This window comes from Pseudorhodoferax soli (assembly GCF_003337555.1).
In the GTDB taxonomy this organism is placed as follows: Bacteria; Pseudomonadota; Gammaproteobacteria; order Burkholderiales; family Burkholderiaceae_C; genus Pseudorhodoferax; species Pseudorhodoferax soli.
This window is the reverse complement of record NZ_QPJK01000011.1, coordinates 116,075-130,911: the sequence shown is the minus strand read 5'-3', so window position 1 is coordinate 130,911 and position 14,837 is coordinate 116,075. Positions and strand designations below refer to the sequence as shown.

Annotated in this window: 18 protein-coding genes and 1 pseudogene; 2 read left to right on the top strand and 17 right to left on the bottom strand. The window is 64.1% G+C overall.

Annotated elements, in window-relative coordinates:
* Positions 1 to 8: 8 nt before the first annotated feature.
* Genes DES41_RS31235 through DES41_RS31225 form a run of 3 tightly spaced genes read right to left on the bottom strand, consistent with a single transcriptional unit; the run spans position 9 to position 3,165 of the window.
* The gene (locus DES41_RS31235; RefSeq protein WP_114471649.1) at positions 9 to 1,058 is read right to left on the bottom strand and encodes a LacI family DNA-binding transcriptional regulator; all 1,050 of its coding nucleotides are present in this window, start codon (positions 1,056 to 1,058) and stop codon (positions 9 to 11) included.
* Between the two features lie 26 nt (positions 1,059 to 1,084).
* Positions 1,085 to 2,257: an aldose 1-epimerase family protein gene (locus DES41_RS31230; RefSeq protein ID WP_114471532.1), complete on the bottom strand. Its 1,173-nt coding sequence runs from the start codon at positions 2,255 to 2,257 to the stop codon at positions 1,085 to 1,087.
* On the bottom strand, positions 2,254 to 3,165 hold the full coding sequence (locus tag DES41_RS31225) for a sugar phosphate isomerase/epimerase family protein (protein WP_114471531.1): 912 nt from the start codon (positions 3,163 to 3,165) through the stop codon (positions 2,254 to 2,256). Before DES41_RS31225 ends, DES41_RS31230 begins: the two co-directional genes overlap by 4 nt.
* Positions 3,166 to 3,495: 330 nt before the next feature.
* Here DES41_RS31225 and DES41_RS31220 point away from each other — a divergent pair, with 330 nt between their 5' ends.
* Entirely contained in the window at positions 3,496 to 4,491 is a 996-nt protein-coding gene (locus DES41_RS31220; protein ID WP_114471530.1) for a transposase, read from the top strand.
* 33 nt (positions 4,492 to 4,524) lie between these two features.
* Here the strand turns inward: DES41_RS31220 and DES41_RS31215 are convergent, their stop codons facing one another.
* From DES41_RS31215 to DES41_RS31175, 9 genes and pseudogenes are all read right to left on the bottom strand, one after another.
* Positions 4,525 to 5,646, bottom strand: a complete 1,122-nt coding sequence (locus DES41_RS31215) for a Gfo/Idh/MocA family protein (RefSeq protein ID WP_114471529.1) — start codon at positions 5,644 to 5,646, stop codon at positions 4,525 to 4,527.
* A gap of 503 nt (positions 5,647 to 6,149) precedes the next feature.
* Positions 6,150 to 6,329, bottom strand: coding sequence for a TonB-dependent receptor (locus tag DES41_RS31210; protein ID WP_114471528.1), 180 nt, complete (start codon positions 6,327 to 6,329; stop codon positions 6,150 to 6,152).
* 215 nt (positions 6,330 to 6,544) lie between these two features.
* Positions 6,545 to 6,778, bottom strand: a complete 234-nt coding sequence (locus DES41_RS31205) for an aldehyde dehydrogenase family protein (RefSeq protein WP_114471527.1) — start codon at positions 6,776 to 6,778, stop codon at positions 6,545 to 6,547.
* A 9-nt stretch (positions 6,779 to 6,787) separates the two neighbouring features.
* Positions 6,788 to 6,907 (bottom strand): annotated as a pseudogene (locus DES41_RS31200) (aldehyde dehydrogenase family protein); the annotation flags it as partial.
* A 133-nt stretch (positions 6,908 to 7,040) separates the two neighbouring features.
* The gene (locus tag DES41_RS31195; RefSeq protein ID WP_114471526.1) at positions 7,041 to 7,565 is read right to left on the bottom strand and encodes an MgtC/SapB family protein; all 525 of its coding nucleotides are present in this window, start codon (positions 7,563 to 7,565) and stop codon (positions 7,041 to 7,043) included.
* A gap of 177 nt (positions 7,566 to 7,742) precedes the next feature.
* Positions 7,743 to 8,111 carry a DUF4148 domain-containing protein gene (locus tag DES41_RS31190; RefSeq protein ID WP_170168341.1) on the bottom strand — a complete coding sequence of 123 codons (369 nt, stop codon included), beginning with the start codon at positions 8,109 to 8,111 and terminating at the stop codon, positions 7,743 to 7,745.
* A 139-nt stretch (positions 8,112 to 8,250) separates the two neighbouring features.
* Positions 8,251 to 8,520, bottom strand: coding sequence for a flagellar biosynthesis protein FliQ (gene fliQ, locus DES41_RS31185; RefSeq protein ID WP_114471524.1), 270 nt, complete (start codon positions 8,518 to 8,520; stop codon positions 8,251 to 8,253).
* 284 nt (positions 8,521 to 8,804) lie between these two features.
* A complete protein-coding gene (locus DES41_RS31180; RefSeq protein WP_114471523.1) occupies positions 8,805 to 9,236 on the bottom strand; it encodes an HU family DNA-binding protein in 432 nt (143 codons plus the stop codon).
* Between the two features lie 89 nt (positions 9,237 to 9,325).
* Entirely contained in the window at positions 9,326 to 10,048 is a 723-nt protein-coding gene (locus tag DES41_RS31175) for a hypothetical protein (RefSeq protein ID WP_147282998.1), read from the bottom strand.
* Positions 10,049 to 10,240: 192 nt separating this feature from the next.
* On the opposite strand from DES41_RS31175, the gene DES41_RS31170 reads away from it, so the two are divergent.
* On the top strand, positions 10,241 to 11,020 hold the full coding sequence (locus DES41_RS31170; protein ID WP_114471521.1) for a TerC family protein: 780 nt from the start codon (positions 10,241 to 10,243) through the stop codon (positions 11,018 to 11,020).
* A 127-nt stretch (positions 11,021 to 11,147) separates the two neighbouring features.
* Here the strand turns inward: DES41_RS31170 and DES41_RS38565 are convergent, their stop codons facing one another.
* The 5 genes from DES41_RS38565 to DES41_RS31145 all read right to left on the bottom strand — a co-directional run bounded on the left by DES41_RS38565 (position 11,148) and on the right by DES41_RS31145 (position 14,540).
* The gene (locus DES41_RS38565) at positions 11,148 to 11,369 is read right to left on the bottom strand and encodes a hypothetical protein (RefSeq protein ID WP_170168340.1); all 222 of its coding nucleotides are present in this window, start codon (positions 11,367 to 11,369) and stop codon (positions 11,148 to 11,150) included.
* A 340-nt stretch (positions 11,370 to 11,709) separates the two neighbouring features.
* Positions 11,710 to 12,090 (bottom strand): aldolase/citrate lyase family protein, encoded by a 381-nt coding sequence (locus tag DES41_RS31165; protein WP_245965947.1) that lies wholly within the window; start codon positions 12,088 to 12,090, stop codon positions 11,710 to 11,712.
* A 923-nt stretch (positions 12,091 to 13,013) separates the two neighbouring features.
* A complete protein-coding gene (locus DES41_RS31155; RefSeq protein ID WP_170168339.1) occupies positions 13,014 to 13,325 on the bottom strand; it encodes a hypothetical protein in 312 nt (103 codons plus the stop codon).
* Between the two features lie 131 nt (positions 13,326 to 13,456).
* Positions 13,457 to 13,786 carry a CzcE family metal-binding protein gene (locus DES41_RS38560; RefSeq protein WP_170168338.1) on the bottom strand — a complete coding sequence of 110 codons (330 nt, stop codon included), beginning with the start codon at positions 13,784 to 13,786 and terminating at the stop codon, positions 13,457 to 13,459.
* 127 nt (positions 13,787 to 13,913) lie between these two features.
* Entirely contained in the window at positions 13,914 to 14,540 is a 627-nt protein-coding gene (locus DES41_RS31145; protein WP_114471516.1) for a DsbA family protein, read from the bottom strand.
* Positions 14,541 to 14,837: the final 297 nt, after the last annotated feature.

Genomic DNA, 14,837 nt, shown 5'->3' with positions numbered 1-14,837 from the left:
GGGGTGTCTCAGGGAAGGTTCTCGCAGACGGCGATGCCGGCGCGCACCGGCTCAACGCCGGCCAGCGCGTCGCGCCCGGCGCGCAGGTTCGCGAACACGCGCACGCAGTTCATGATTTCGGTCTGCGGGTTCTGCGTGACCACGGCGTCCAGCGTGCCGTCGGCCAGCAGCGCGCGCGTGCCGGGCGTGATCTCGTGGCCGATGAAGACCAGCTGCTGCGCCAGGCCCAGCTCCTTGAGCGCACGGCCGATGCCCTCGGCCGCGCCGCCGATGTTGTACAGGCCCACGAGCTCGCGGTGCTGCTGCAGCAGCTGGCTGGCCTGGCGGTAGTTCTGCTCCACGTCGTCGTGGCCTTCGCGCAGGCCAACCACTTCCAGCTGCGGGAAGCGCTCGGCCAGCACCTGCAGGAAGCCGGCCTCGCGCTCCTCGTGGCCGCGGTAGGCCAGGCTGCCCGCGATGAGGCCGACCTTGCCGCGCGTCTTACCGAGCATGCGGCCCAGCAGGTAGCCGGCGGTGCGGCCCGCGGCGCGGTTGTCCACGCCCACATAGGCGGCGCGGCGCGCGTCGGCCAGGTCGGACAGCAGCGTCAGCACGTGCACGCCGGCATCGGCCAGCTGGTCCACGGCGGCGCGCACGCGCGCATGCTCGAGTGGCACGAAGGCGATGCCGTCGCAGCGCCGGCCATGGCGCAGCAACGCGGCGGCCAGGCCCTTGGGGTCGAAGCCCTCGATGGCGACGCGGCGGCAGCGCACGTTGAAGGGTTCGAGCTGCTTCTCGACCAGGCCCACGTAGTCGCCCAGCATCTGGATGAACTGGTTGGTGCCGGCCGGCACCAGGAACACGAGTTCCATGGGCCGCGGCCGGATGATGCGGTGCAGGTTGTCGTCGGGCAGGTAGTGCAGCTGCGCGGCGGCCTTGACGACGCGCTGCACAGTGGCCGAGCGCACGCCCTTGCGCGCGTGCAGCACACGGTCGACCGTGGCCTTGGAGACACCGGCGGCGCGCGCCACGTCTTCCAGGCGCGAGCGGGACGGCGGGAGGGTGGATGCGGGCGGCATGGCGCCCAGGATGCCATGCAGCACGCTCAGTCCCAGCGGCCGGTAATGTCCGGGTACTCGGCCTCGGGCTGGGCGCAGATGCCGCGCACGCGCTGCGCGAAGGCGTCCAGCTCCGTGCGCCCGTCCAGCACGGCGAAGCGCGTGTGGTACTGGCGCTCCTCGCCATGCTCCAGCCAGATCAGTTCGCCGCGCTCGCGCGCGAAGGGCTTGCCCAGCACATGGTGGGTGCTGGGCTCGATGCCCATCGCGTACTGGCCGGCCTGGTAGTTCTGCCACTGGAACTGGCACGGGAACTCGTCCTGGCGCACCTCCACCATGAGGCCGATGCCGCGGCCGCCGTCGAAGCCCGGGTTGACCAGGCCGACCGGGATGCGCCCTTGCGCATCGCTGGCCATGGCGTGCTCGTAGACCTGCTCATGGAAGTCGTTCTTCGGGCCGGCCTGGGTGCGGTAGCCCACGCCCTGGCGCCGCAGCTGTTCGGCATGCGCGGCCCAGGGCGTGTGGCGCACCGGCGCGATGTAGCGGCTGCCCTCGTCCAGCACCGGGTGGCCGACGTTGATGTGGTAGCAGAACATGTGCGGCGTGCGGTAGAAGCCATGGTTCAGCACGCGGTCGTGCAGCGTGAACTCGCGCGCGCCCACACGGGCCTCGATGCGGCGCACCAGGTGCAGGTCTTCGCCGAACACAGTGGACTGCTGGACCACGCCTTCGCACCACAGGATGCATTCGTCGCCTTCCCAGCGCTCGCCGTAGCCGGTCAGCCGCGCCGGGGTGTTGGCGATGCGGCCGTGCAGGCTGCTGTCCACCGTCTTGCGCGGTGTGTAGTGGTAATGGCCGGCCGGATCGCTGTCCATGAACAGCGTGTGGTCCAGCCCGCAGGTGACGAGCAGGCCCGAGAACGAGCGCAGCCACGACAGGCCGCCTTCGTCCGCGTTCTCGTGCAGGCCCGGGTGGCGAAAGCCCGTGGGCGACTGCCAGCCGATGGCCGCGCCGCGGTACTCGCAGGCGCCGATGTCCATGGCCCGGTCCACCAGCACGTCGAAGGACAGGCCGGCGCCGGTGCGGAACTGCAGGCAGCGGATGCCGCGCTCCACGCCGTCGCCCAGCGTGACCAGGCGCACGCCGGCGAACTGGGCCAGCTGGCCGGCATGCGCGCGCAGTGCGCGCCGGTCCATCTGGCGTCCGTGCAGCTGCGTCACGCACCCACCTCCAGCAATTGCCCATCGAGGAAGCGCTTGGCGCGCGCCACGTCGGACTCGTCCAGGTGCTCGATGATGATGGGGATGTTGGGATGCAGGCGCGCCAGCCGCTGCAGGTAGAGCCGGTAGTTCAGCGCGCCCAGGCCCGGGGCCGGCAGCTCGATCTCGCCCACGCCGCGGAACTGGTGCGCCTCGGACGCGTCGATGTCGGCGAACTTCTCGCTCTTGTCGCTGCCGCTGGCGCGCTTGACGTCCTTGGCGTGCGCGATGCGGATGCGGTCGCCGAGCGCGTCGAACATCTGGTTCAGCACGCTGTCCATCTGGTCGATGTTGTGCGCCTCGAAGTAGTTGGTCGGGTCCATCAGCAGGCCCAGGCCGGGATGGTCGACGTCGGCGAACAGGCGCAGCGTCTCCTCGACCGAGCCGATCACGTTGTTCACATAGGTCTCGACCAGCAGCATGGCGCCGTGTTCATGCGCCTCGCGCGCCAGCTCGCGCACCACCTGCACGCAGTCGGCGTAGACGCGCTCGGTCTTGTTGTCCGGGTGCGCGGACCAGTCGCTGTCGCGGTTGAAGGTGCCGGTCTCGGTGATCACGTAGGGCGAGCCGCAGTCGCGCGCATGGCGCAGCACGGCCTTGAGGTAGTCGTTGCGGCGGCGGCGCTCGTCGGCGTCCGGGTGCACGATGTTGGTGTAGGCCGAGATGCAGCTGACCGGCAGGTCGTGCCGACGGAAGGTGTCGCGCACCTGGCGGCACTTGGCCGCGGTGATGGCCGCAGGCGTGCTGAAGTCCATGTCCTTGAACGCGAGGTCCAGCTGCACGGTGTTGAAGCCATGCGCCTTGATGCGCCTGGCGGATTCCTCCAGCGCGTAGGGGAAGTAGCCGCTGAAGATGCCGACCTGGATCATGTGTGTCTCCTTTTATCTTCGGCTTCAGTGGTTTGAAGGGGAATGAACGTGGTGGTAGAAGGCTGTGGGCATGTGGTCGAAGGTGGCCGCGGTGGGCAACTCGAAGGAGTTGTCCACGGCGGCCACCGGTGCGCGCCAGCGCATCGTCCACATGTCCACAGCCTGGCCCCCGCGTGGTCGGTTAGGCAGGGGCGTGCAACCCGTTGTCTCCAGGGGCTGGCCGGTTCGCCGGCAAGCCCGCACACCAGCATTTGGTGCACGCCCCTTGCCGCTTGGGATCAGCCCGAACAGTTGTAGGAACACTTCACTTCGCATGTAAAAGGAGGGGCGATGACGAGCCTGCCGAACCGACCGAACGAGACCGCGCTGACCATCGGCGTGGATGTGGCCAAAGCCTCGCTGGAGGTGGCCTTCAGCGATGGCGCCGCAGCGCTTGCGCCGACCAACGACGCGGCTGGCCACGCCGCGTTGCTGGCGCACCTGGCCACCCTGCGCGAGCAGGGGCACACGATCGCCCTGATCGTGCTGGAGGCCACCGGAGGACTGGAGATGGATGTGGCCTGCGCGCTGCAGTTGGCCGGCCACCCGGTGGTGATCGTCAACCCGCGACAGTCGCGCGACTTCGCTCGCGCCATGGGCCAGCTGGCCAAGACCGACCGGCTCGATGCCCGTGTGCTGGCGCACATGGGTCAGACGTTGGTGCAACGCGAGGACCTGCACAAGCTCATCAAGCCGCTTCCCGACGAGACCCAGCGTCGCCTGCAGGCGCTGCTCACGCGCAGGCGCCAGCTGCAGGCCATGCACATCGCCGAGCAGCAGCGCGCCAGCGGGCCGGACCAGCGCATGCTGCGCAGCATGCGCACGATCTTGAAGGCGCTGGAGCGCGAGATCGCCCGCCTGGACAAGGACATCCAGGCGCTCATTGGGGCGCATCACGCGCAGCTTGCCAAGCTGCTCGGTGAGGTCAAGGGCGTCGGGCAGGCCACGATCAGCACCTTGCTGGCGGAGGTGCCTGAGCTGGGAAAGTTGAGCGGGCGCGAGGTCAGCGCCCTGGTCGGACTGGCCCCGATCAACCGTGACTCGGGTGCCATGCGCGGCAAGCGAACAATCTTCGGCGGGCGACCTACCGTGCGCAAGGTGCTGTTCATGGCCGCCCTGGTGGCCACGCGCTTCAACCCGGTCATCAAAGCGTTCTACGAGCGATTGCTGCCCGCTGGCAAGCCCAAGAAGCTGGCCATCACCGCTTGTGCGCGCAAGCTGCTGACCATCCTCAATGCCATGGCAAAGAGCGGCCAGCCATTCAATTCGGCGCTTCATTTGGCTTGACTTTCAAGACAGTTGCTGTTGTGGGTGTGGGGATCAGATGCCGAACTCGCTGAGCGGCACGGCGCGCTTTTGCTGCAGCGAGCGGTAGCCGGCCTCGACCAGGGCCATGGTCTTGACGTTGTCGGCCACGTCCAGCAGCGGCGGCTTGCCGCTGGACAGGGCCCATTGCAGCTGCTCCATGACGCCGGCGAAGGCCTGCGGGAACCAGCGCGTGGTCCAGCGCGGCTCGCGCCACTGGCCGCCGGTGGTCAGGCGCGAGCTGTAGCGCAGGGTGCTGGGGCTGCCATCGGGGTAGTCGGGCCAGCCGATCGTGCCCTCGGCCACGCCTTCGGTGCCTTCGACGCGCCACTTGATGAAGATGCCGGCGTCGAAGCCATCGCCGTGCGGGCCGGTCCAGACGTCTTCCAGGCTCAGCGCCAGGAGGCCGCTGCGAAAGCGCAGCGTGGAGCAGCAGATGCCGTCTTCGTGCGCGAAGCCGGTGCGCGGATCGGGCCGGGCGGCCGTGTAGATGTCCTCGGGCTCGCCGAACAGGAAGCGCAGCACGTCCAGGTGGTGCACTCCCATGTTGGCCAGCGTGAGCCGGCCGTAGTCCTTCAGGAACTCCTGCCAGTGCGGGATGGCGCGCATCTCGATGCTGGCCAGTACGGGCGCGCCGAGTTCGCCACGGTCCAGCAGCTGCTTGAGCACGCGCATGGACTGGTCGAAGCGCATGTTCTGGTTGACCGACAGCGGCTTGCCGGCGCGCTGCGCCTCCTCGGCCAGCGCACGCGCGGTCTCCAGATCGAGCGCCAGCGGCTTTTGCGCGAGCACGCCCTTCACATGCGGCTGTGCGAGCGCCAGGCGGATCAGCGCAGGCTGCTGGTCGGGCGGGTAGGCGATGTCGACGATCTGCACCTGCGGGTCGCTGATCAGCGCCTCGGGCGTCTCGTGCACGGTGGGGATCTCGTGGCGCTGCGCTACCTGCGCGGCCTTGGCCGGTGTGCGCGAGGCGATCGCCACGACCGGAAAGCCGGCCTCGCGGTAGGCCGCGAGGTGCACGTCGGCCATGATGAAGCCGGCGCCGATGGCACCGATGCGGAAGTCGCGGCAGCGGATCGGTGCGTCGGGCACGAAGCCCTCGTGGGCCGAGGGTTCGGCCGCGGGATGGCTGGTCATGGCTTGTCTCCTTCACATGGGCAGTGCGTTCTGCCTTGGACAGGGAGAGTAAGGGACACCGCATGGCCGGCCAAGCAACGGAAATGAGGTGTTTTGAGGTTCCGCGCGAGCCCCAAGGATTCGTCTGCTTTCGGCGTCGCGGCGAAGGAGTAACCCCCAGTGCGATCGTCGCCTTGCCTGGCGGTGTCCCTTGCAGTCGCGGAGTGAGGAAGAAGGCCAGGCGAAGGTGGCAATGCGGAAGCGGGCGTACCGCGTTTCGCCGACGCGTTCGGCTCGGCCGCCAGCACTGGCAGTCGCTTTCCGGGGTTTCCATAGACCGCCGAGCAGCTACGAAGTGATGTCGAGATCCATTCGTGATAGCAAGCCGCGGGGATCTACTCGCGCGGTACCGCCGAGGTATTTGAGGCGGCTCAGCAGAGCGCCTTGGCCTGCGGCTGGGCGCGAATGAACCGGGAGCACGGGAAGGCCCCCATGGCGGGCAGCACCTGCCAAGATTCGAACGTCTAGAAGTCGACCGACGCCGACAGCATCAGCATTCGCGGCGCACCGACGGTCGCGTAGGTGCTTGTGATCCGACATGCGCGGTCGAACGCGTTTTGCAGGTTGGCGCGCAGCGTGACAGGCTTGCCGGAAACCTTAGTGGCGTAACGCGTGCCGATGCCGAGGCGCGTCCAGCTCGGCATGCTCGGAGTAGCCCACGCTGCCTCACACCGTGGTGCGATTGTTGATGTCGCCCGCAGCGTGCGCGCAGGTTCTCCGGAACGGCCCCGGTCGCAACGCTCGTCTTCAAGCGACTGCAAATGCGGGTCTTCGCGGTCCGGCTGTTGTGAGCCTCGTTGCGTTCGATGGACGAACCCGGCAGCGCCGCGCACGACGCTGCCGCAATGGCGTTCTGCAGTCAGCCAACCAGGCCGTGCAGAGACCGATACTGCAAGCACTCCTCGATGCCGAAGCGGCCGTTCTCGCGGCCGAAGCCGGACTGGCCCCAACCACCGAACGGCGTTGCCAGGTTCTGCGCGGCACCGTTGATCACCACATGGCCCGTGCCCAGTTGACGTGCCACGCGCGGCACGGTCCCGGTCTCTGCGAATGCAAGCGCAACGCCCGGTGCCATCTCGCTGGATTTGAACACGACGGCTCAGCCTGCTGCCACCGCGCCCGCGACCTTGGCCACGATCTGGTGCAGCGGGAAATTCCAAGGCGTGATCGCGGCCACGACACCCACCGGCACGCGTTCCACCACGCCGTTGCCAACGGTCTCGGCCCGACCAATCTGCTCGATGCAGTCGATGGTGAACTCCAGGTCCTTCAAGGGATCGTGTCCCCGTAGGCGCGACGTGTCTCTTCCGCGAACTGCCTCTGCTCGCCCCGAGTTCTGCAGCAAGCGGAACCAACTAGCGCTCGTCTTCGTCCCGCTCGCGCAGCTGGCTCGTCGGAGCGGCGCGCTCCATCGACCCAGTGAGGATGGGAAGCAGGGTCAGAATGATCAACGTGAAGACGGTTGAAAGGATGGCGGCGGACTCTTCGCCCAGACCTGCTGCCACCCCAATGCCTGCGGTCATCCAGATGCCCGCTGCCGTCGTCAGGCCTTTGACCTGCGCCTCCGCACTTCCCTTCAAGATGGTCCCGGCACCCAGGAACCCCACGCCGGCAATGACGCCCTGGAGAACGCGGCTCATGTCCGCAGGGGCCATCACGATCAGCTCCGACACCAGCACGAACATCGCAGAGCCCATCGCCACGAGCATGTGCGTGCGGATGCCAGCGGCCTTTCCTTTGCTCTCGCGCTCGATGCCAAGAAGCGCGCCCAACAACCCGGCCAGCGCGAGTCGGACAAGGATCTGCGTGGCTTCCTCGACGCTGCGCAAATCGGCGAACTCAGCAGCGACCGTGCTGGCGATCCGGGTCCAGATGTCCACGTGTCTTCCTCTGTGTGAGCGATCCGCGCGCGACCAGGGGATCGCGGGAGACAGGCCATGCGTTCTCAGAACCACCCGGAAGCGGATGGATGCAAACGGAGAATCGAACGCTCGCAGGAGCCTCGCGCACCGCGCTCGTGGCGGCGATCAGGCATCGACTCCTGCGAACGGCTTCGATCACTGTTCGCCGCCGAGTCGCGCGCCCGAACGCACCAACGCAACGGCTTCTGCGTGGACTTCCGCCCGTGCGCGCAAGCTCTTGGCATTGCGCAGCACGTCGGGATCGCCCACTTCACCGTCGATGAATGGACCGCGTGCTGCCAATTCGCGCAACACCTCTGCGCGGCTCAGCTTGCTCGGCGTGCTGCTAACCTGAGAAATGCTCCCGTTCTCGCCCGACGGTGGCAGGGCCCCTTCGCTGCGGGCCTTGACGAACTCGGCACGGACCTGCTCGCGCGTCAGCGGCTGTTCGTTGGCCGCTTGGGCTTGGGTGCCGAGGGTGATCAGGCTTGCGATGGCCAACATGGCGATACGGGTACGAGACATGGGTTTCCTTTCGTGAGTTGCTGCACGGGATCCGCGCATGACCCAACTATCGAAAACAAAACCGGCCTTTTGCAAACGCACAGATGACGAATTTGTCATATCCGAGCACCGCGCATACATCCAGGCTCGGCAGTCCCCATCACTGCACAAGGGCAGGAATCATCTCGATCGTCCGTCGGATGTAATCCACCAGTGTCGAGAGCATCCAAGGGCCAGCCATCGCCAGCACGACGATCGCGGCCACCAACTTCGGCACGAAGGACAACGTGGCTTCGTTGATTTGGGTGAGCGCCTGGAAGATGCTGACCACCAATCCGATGACGAGGATGATCGCCAGCAGAGGTGCCGAGACCAGCAGCATCAGTGCAAGCGCATCCTGGCCCAACGTCATCACGAACTCGGGGGTCATGACCTGTTGCCCGTTTGATTCACCACCTGCGCCAGTGTTCCGATGCCCGCAAGTTGGCGAAGAGCCTGCGACGGCGAAAGCCTGGTTCGTGTGAACGCGTCGTTCTTCATCGAACGAACTCTAAGCTTAGAGTTCGTTGAGAAAAGGAATTACCGACCAGGAAATCCGGCCAGTTTTCATTACAAGAACCAAACAGCCCTCTTGAATGACACCTCCCTTTCAGGAGGGTGACATTCAGCTCTGAAGTGTGGCGAAGGCGCTTCGAAGCGAGCCTTCTCCAAAGATCAAAGTGCCGCGTCTTTCAGCTTTTTGAGCGAGCGGACTTTCACACGAACGGTTGCCGGCTTCGCAGCGAACTCGCGCTCGACTTTCGTGAACGGGTCGATGCCGCGGCGCTTCTTCTTGGCCTCGATGGCCACCGCCGTGACCTTCAACAGGCCGGGCAACGTGAACTCCCCCAAGCCCTTCTTGTGGACCGAGGCGAGCATGGTGGCCTCGAGTGCGGCCAGGATGGCCTTCACGCTCTTTGGCTCTGCTCCCGACAGTTCGGCGAGGTGGGCTTGCAGCGTGGACTTGTTGAACGCTGTCTTGATTGGCTTCAGCGGCCCTGGTGCGGGAGCGCTCGCCTTCTTGGCCGCAGGAACCTTCTTTGACACGGTACTCGAAACGGTTGCGTCGCTGGACTTGTTGCTCGCCTTTGCCACGTTCAGATTCATCCTTGGATAAGCATGCGCCGATTGCGCATCCAAATTCTAGGAACAAGCGGCCAGGCCGCCTCGGCCGCTCACGGCACTGAAAGCTCCGCTCATGCCTTGAGCAAGCGGTAGTGGCCTTTGTCGCCTTCCGCGATGAAGCCCTTGGTCTTCAGCGAGGAGATCGCGAATCCAACTGAGCCGAGAGCAATGGATGCGCCCTCCACGATTTCATGGTGCGTCACGCGAACGAACTTCTCGGAATCAAGTCGAGTTCTTAAAAACTCAAGCGCATCGGCTGCGTTGCCCTTGAGTTTTCGCGTGGTGGTCGACTGCGCACCCGCTGACGTTGCCAGGGACTGTTGCTTGGTTCTTCTTGCCTTCTTCACCGCAGTGACCGGCGGCTCATCGATCACGTCGTGGTTCGATTGGCCAGCCAGCGCCAGCAGCTGAGGTTGGGCCAGGCGTTTTCCGCCGAGCAAGTCAGCTGCGGCGTAGTAGACCTTCTTCATTTGCTCTTCCATGGCCGCAAGGGACTGCGCCATGCGTGCCACAGCTTTCCAGGATTCGAATTGCGAATCGGATTCGATGTTGAACGGATCTGCGGTCAGCACATCGGTGACCTGTGCTGCTTGACGCTTCACCTCTTCGGCAAGCATGGTCTGAGCCTCATGCAGGGCAGTGCCGGCGCGTTGAATGCTTTGCAAAGTGTCGAGGTTCATCAATAAATCGCGGTTTCGCGTCAGATTCAGGTCATCTATCGTAGATGAAAGGCGTAAGGTGGTGAATTTGGTGCTTGCCGCGGAAAACGGCTGGCAGGCAGACGGAGCGGCCAATTCAAGTCTTCCAGGAGGCCGACCAGGCACCGGAGCAGACGCTTCTCGCGCTTTGCTACGGTACGAACGATGCTTCCGACACCGCTCTGCGGGCGAATGCGCACGGTGATTGATGTCGCAATGCAAGGGCTTTTGCACTGCAGTCACTCAAGATGACGATCATCCCGAGCCATCACGCTACATGGGTGCACCATGGAAAGTATTCAAGCTCTGCTCGCCAACCCGACGGCCTGGGCCGCCCTCGTGACCCTTGTCGTCATGGAGGTCGTGCTCGGCATCGACAACCTCATCTTCATCTCCATCCTGTCGAACAAGCTCCCGCCTGAGCAGCGCAACAAAGCCCGGCGGCTTGGGATTGGTCTCGCGTTGGGAATGCGCTTGCTTCTCCTGACCATGATCGCGTGGATCGTGGGGCTGACGGCGCCGGTCTTTGACTTGGGTCGGACCGGACCGGCCGGACCGAACGGAAGTCCGAGCTTTGAGACCGAGTTCTCGTGGAAGGACCTGATCCTGATCGCCGGGGGCCTCTTCCTCATTTGGAAGGCGACCAAAGAAATTCACCACGCAGTCGATCCCGAACCTGTGGGTGGCGTCTTTGAGACGCGCAGCCCTGCGGCGATCTCGTTCTCCTCTGTGATCGTTCAGATCATCCTGCTGGACGTGGTGTTCTCGGTGGACTCGATCCTGACTGCCGTTGGCATGACCGATAACGTCGCGGTCATGGTGATCGCCGTGCTCGTAGCGGTGACCGTGATGCTGGTCGCGGCCGAGCCTCTGGCCAACTTCATCAACCGCAATCCCACGGTCGTGATGCTGGCCCTTGGCTTCTTGCTCATGATTGGCGCCGTGCTGATTGCCAACGGCTTTGGTGTCGAGGTGCCGAAAGGCTACATCTATGCAGCGATGGCGTTCTCTACGTTGGTCGAGGCGCTGAACATGCTGTCGCGGCGCGCGAAGCAGCGTCGCGCTTGATGTCGGGGGCCAACGGTGGACCGCGGGGCGACGGGCAGAGCCGTCTTACGACTTGAAAGGCCCCGAAAGCGACTGGCAGCTCGGAACGGTGTCACCCCGCCATGTGTTGCGGGCCTCCTGTGATCTGCTAATGGCAAATTCGTGCATTTGCAGACCACATATGCCCCATTAAAATGGCGATGAGCGCGCGTGTGGCGCGCCCGACGGGGTTTTGCAGCTGTAGCGCGATGCCACGCTGCAATCCGCATTTCGGAACTTTGAGTTCGCGGTGATGACACTCGCCTTGCTCTCGCCCAAAACCATCCTGAGCCAGCTTGGCGATCGAAGCAAGCGTGTGAGGCTTTTGCATGGATACATGCGTGCACAGCTTCCTGAAATGAGCGGCGTACCCGAGTCAAGCATCAAACGGTTCGAGCGCACGGGCGCGGTTGGCAGCAGATCGCTTGTCCAAATTCTTCTGTCGCTCGATGCGATCAATCCCTTGGGCGAGCTTGCGAAGCCGCCGGCACCGAGGACGATCGATGAGCTGCTAAAGCCAGCGCGACAACGGGGCCAACGGTCCGACGCGGGCAAGCTCAGATCCAAACCAGCGACGGGACAGCCATGAACACTAGTGGCCCTGCTAGGAGACCTGGCGCCAGCTCGGCAAGCGATGAAGGTTGCATGTCGCTGCAAGGTTTCGTTCAGCTCTACGCTTCAGGCCGAGCCACCTGCACGGCCCGGACAGCGCCCGTACGCAGGAACTCCACGTCCGAGCCGCTGGTGACGAACCCAAGTCCTTGAGCGCCTAACGCACTCGGTGCGATCCCGGGTACCTGGTGGACGGCCGCGACCTTGCCATGACGCTCGCAGGCATCGCGGACACGTTCCATGGCTGCGGCCAGCTCCGGATGCAGTTCAGGTCCGGGCAAGCCCAGGGCCAGTCCAATCGACAAGTCGGCCGGTCCGATGTAGATGCCATCGAGCCCAGGCACGGACACGATGTCCTCCAGGTTTTCCATGGCCTGCGCTGTCTCGACCATTGCCAGCGTGGCGATGTCGATGTTGGCGCGACCGAAGTACGGGCCCATGCCCGCATGCATTGCCGCGCGAACCGGTCTGAAACCGCTCACGCCTGCGCGTGATTGGCGCGGTGCGCACCTACTTCTGACACGTCATCAGACTGTCCGATGCTCCCTCATTCTTCGTAAGAGTCACCGGCTCGGAGCCTGCGCGGCGAAGACGGATCGCCGCTAGGCGAAGTCCATGGGCATCAACGGCGCCGTGCAGGCCTAGCTGAATTCCAAAAAGGCCATGACGGGGATGACGGTATGCGTGTCAACGCCCCTACCCATTCCCGCGCCTGCAAGAGCAGCTACAACGCAAGCCGCTCAGCGCGGCGCTCGCTGCAAGGCTTCCAACGGCCAGCATACGGGCAAGAAGATGATCCAGCTATCGAGTGCGCACTTCGTCGGTCACAGACTCCGATCTCGACAACGAATCCAAACGCAGCCACGCATCGCGAGCGGCCAAACGGGCGCTGTTCCAGTCCAACGTCGATCGGCCGCGCGCGGCACTCCAACCGCGGCCAAGTTCCTGCTCGATCTCTTCGAACGCTCGGCTTGGAAGCTGTCGGTAAGCGGTCACCCCATACGAGAACGCTGGACCATAGTCGTCGAAGTTCGCGCCGGCTGCGTAAGGGCGTTCGGTGTAGTGCTCACGCCAATACGCGTCTTCGGCAGTTGGCGACGTATTGGCCCAGAGCGTCCCTGCGATGGCCCCCACCACCGCACCTTCCAAAGCGCCTATCGATGCGCCCAAAGGTCCTGCCATGCCACCCACCGCAGCCCCCGCAGCGACGGCGCCTATGAGACCACCTCCAGCTGCGCCGACCACGGCGCCCTTTGCCGCAGCAGCTTGACCGTTCGATTCCTTTGTCACATCCATCCTTCAAATCTGATCCGCAAACGACTTGAGCTTGTGCAGGCTTCATTGGGGTTCGTACCTCCTGGGCTCACACCCCGGCGCCGGGTCCACCCTCGTCCTGCGATGGCACTTGGCACATCTCATCGAGCCCTTCCAAGCAGAAGAGCCACTTCGTCTTGGAAACCCTGGCGCATGTTCCATCAAGGATGGCGGTCAAGTAGCCGCGCACTTGCGGATCGTTGCACATGAGCGCTCCTGTGCGCTCCAGCATCGCCAAGTGCTGCAACACCTCGCATGCCCATGCCTGCACCCGATGTTCGACCACCATCCAGTACGGCCGGCCAGGGTGAGCCAGATCGTCGAAGCTCGGCGGCTTAGGATACGACGCCATGGAGGACAAGACTACGCTCGAGAAGACTGAAACCGCGAACCGCAACCCTCACTCATTCGAAGGGATCCGCCCAAAAAAGAGGCTGCCGCACCAGGCGGCAGCCGGAAAGTGGGGCCGTTGCGGCCCCCTGGGGTAGCTGATCAGCCGCGGATGTCGTACTCGCCCATGTGGATGTACACGACCTTGCCACTCGTGTCGAAGCCAGCAGGCGCGAAACTCGAGATGGCCACGCGCGAATGGCGAACCGAGTCGAACTTGAACGAGAACTGCTGCCCCTTGTTCACGAAAGTGACGGTCTCGCCACAGTCGACCGTCGCCCACTTGTCTTGGGAAAGATCGATCACGCGGTACGACTGGGCAACCGGCATCTGGCTACCGAAGTAGGAGTCGCCGTTCGGAAATGTCGATGCACTTGCGTAAGAGGTGGCCAGAAGGACGGCAGCCACGCCTATGAACAGGTTCTTCTTCATAAGTGCTCCATAGAAGGTTGGATGCCCTTTGGGCACCGTGGGATCGGCACGAGCCCACTGGCACAACTCTAAGAAGCCAAACCGTGGATCGACTGGCAGGATGCTTACGAAACTGTCATTCCTGAGTTCACTTTTGTTGCTGAAGCTTGGCTTGAACCAGATCGGAGAGCGCTTGCGGACTGACGGCTTCCAGGAACGTCCCGTTGACGTAGAAGCTCGGCGTCTTGTGCACGCCAAGGGCATTGAGATCCGCAACGTCTTGCTTCAGCGTCGCATCCACTCCAAGCTTGGACAGGTCGCTCCGTGCACGCGCGACATCGAGGCCAGCGCCTTCCGCCAGAACCCATGCTCGCGACACATCGGGCCGCTGATGATCTGCCCATTGCGGTTGGCCTTCGAGCAGGGCCTCCAGCACTGGCTCAAAACGTCCCTGGGCACGCGCGGCTTCGAGGATCGCCACCGCTTCCTCCGATCCCTGGTGAAACGGCGCGTAACGAAGCACCAGCCGGACGTCGGCCGGCTGCGCGGCCAGGATCTGCTTGACGTACGGGTGGAACGCGCGACAGCCCTCGCACGCAGGATCGAAGAACTCAACGATCGTGACACGTGCGCTCGGCACACCGACTGTCGGAGCATCGTCTCGGAGCAAGCGTTCCTGCAGTTGGTTGTCGAGGCTTGCTATGGGCGTCACGCTGCCGCGATGCTGAAGCCAGGCGCCGATCCCAAGGGCTGCGATGCCAAGAACGATGGCCATCCAATTAATTGATGTTCGATTCATAAGGGATTAGGGATTTCCTAGGTTTGAGAAAGTGTTGCGCGCGCGCCATAGACAGAACGTCCACCTACGGCTGGTTGATCGCAATTCTTACGTAACCCATTGGACTCATTGGAAATTCCCTTTGGCGTCACAAACGAAAAAGCGGCCGCGACAGGCTGAAACAAACATGCACCTGTCTGAAAACCAATACTTGATGCCATTCTGCAGACATATAGAAGTTAGATAGTTGCACCAACTTGGCCGATCACGTGCCTGGTTCGTTGTCGACCCCGT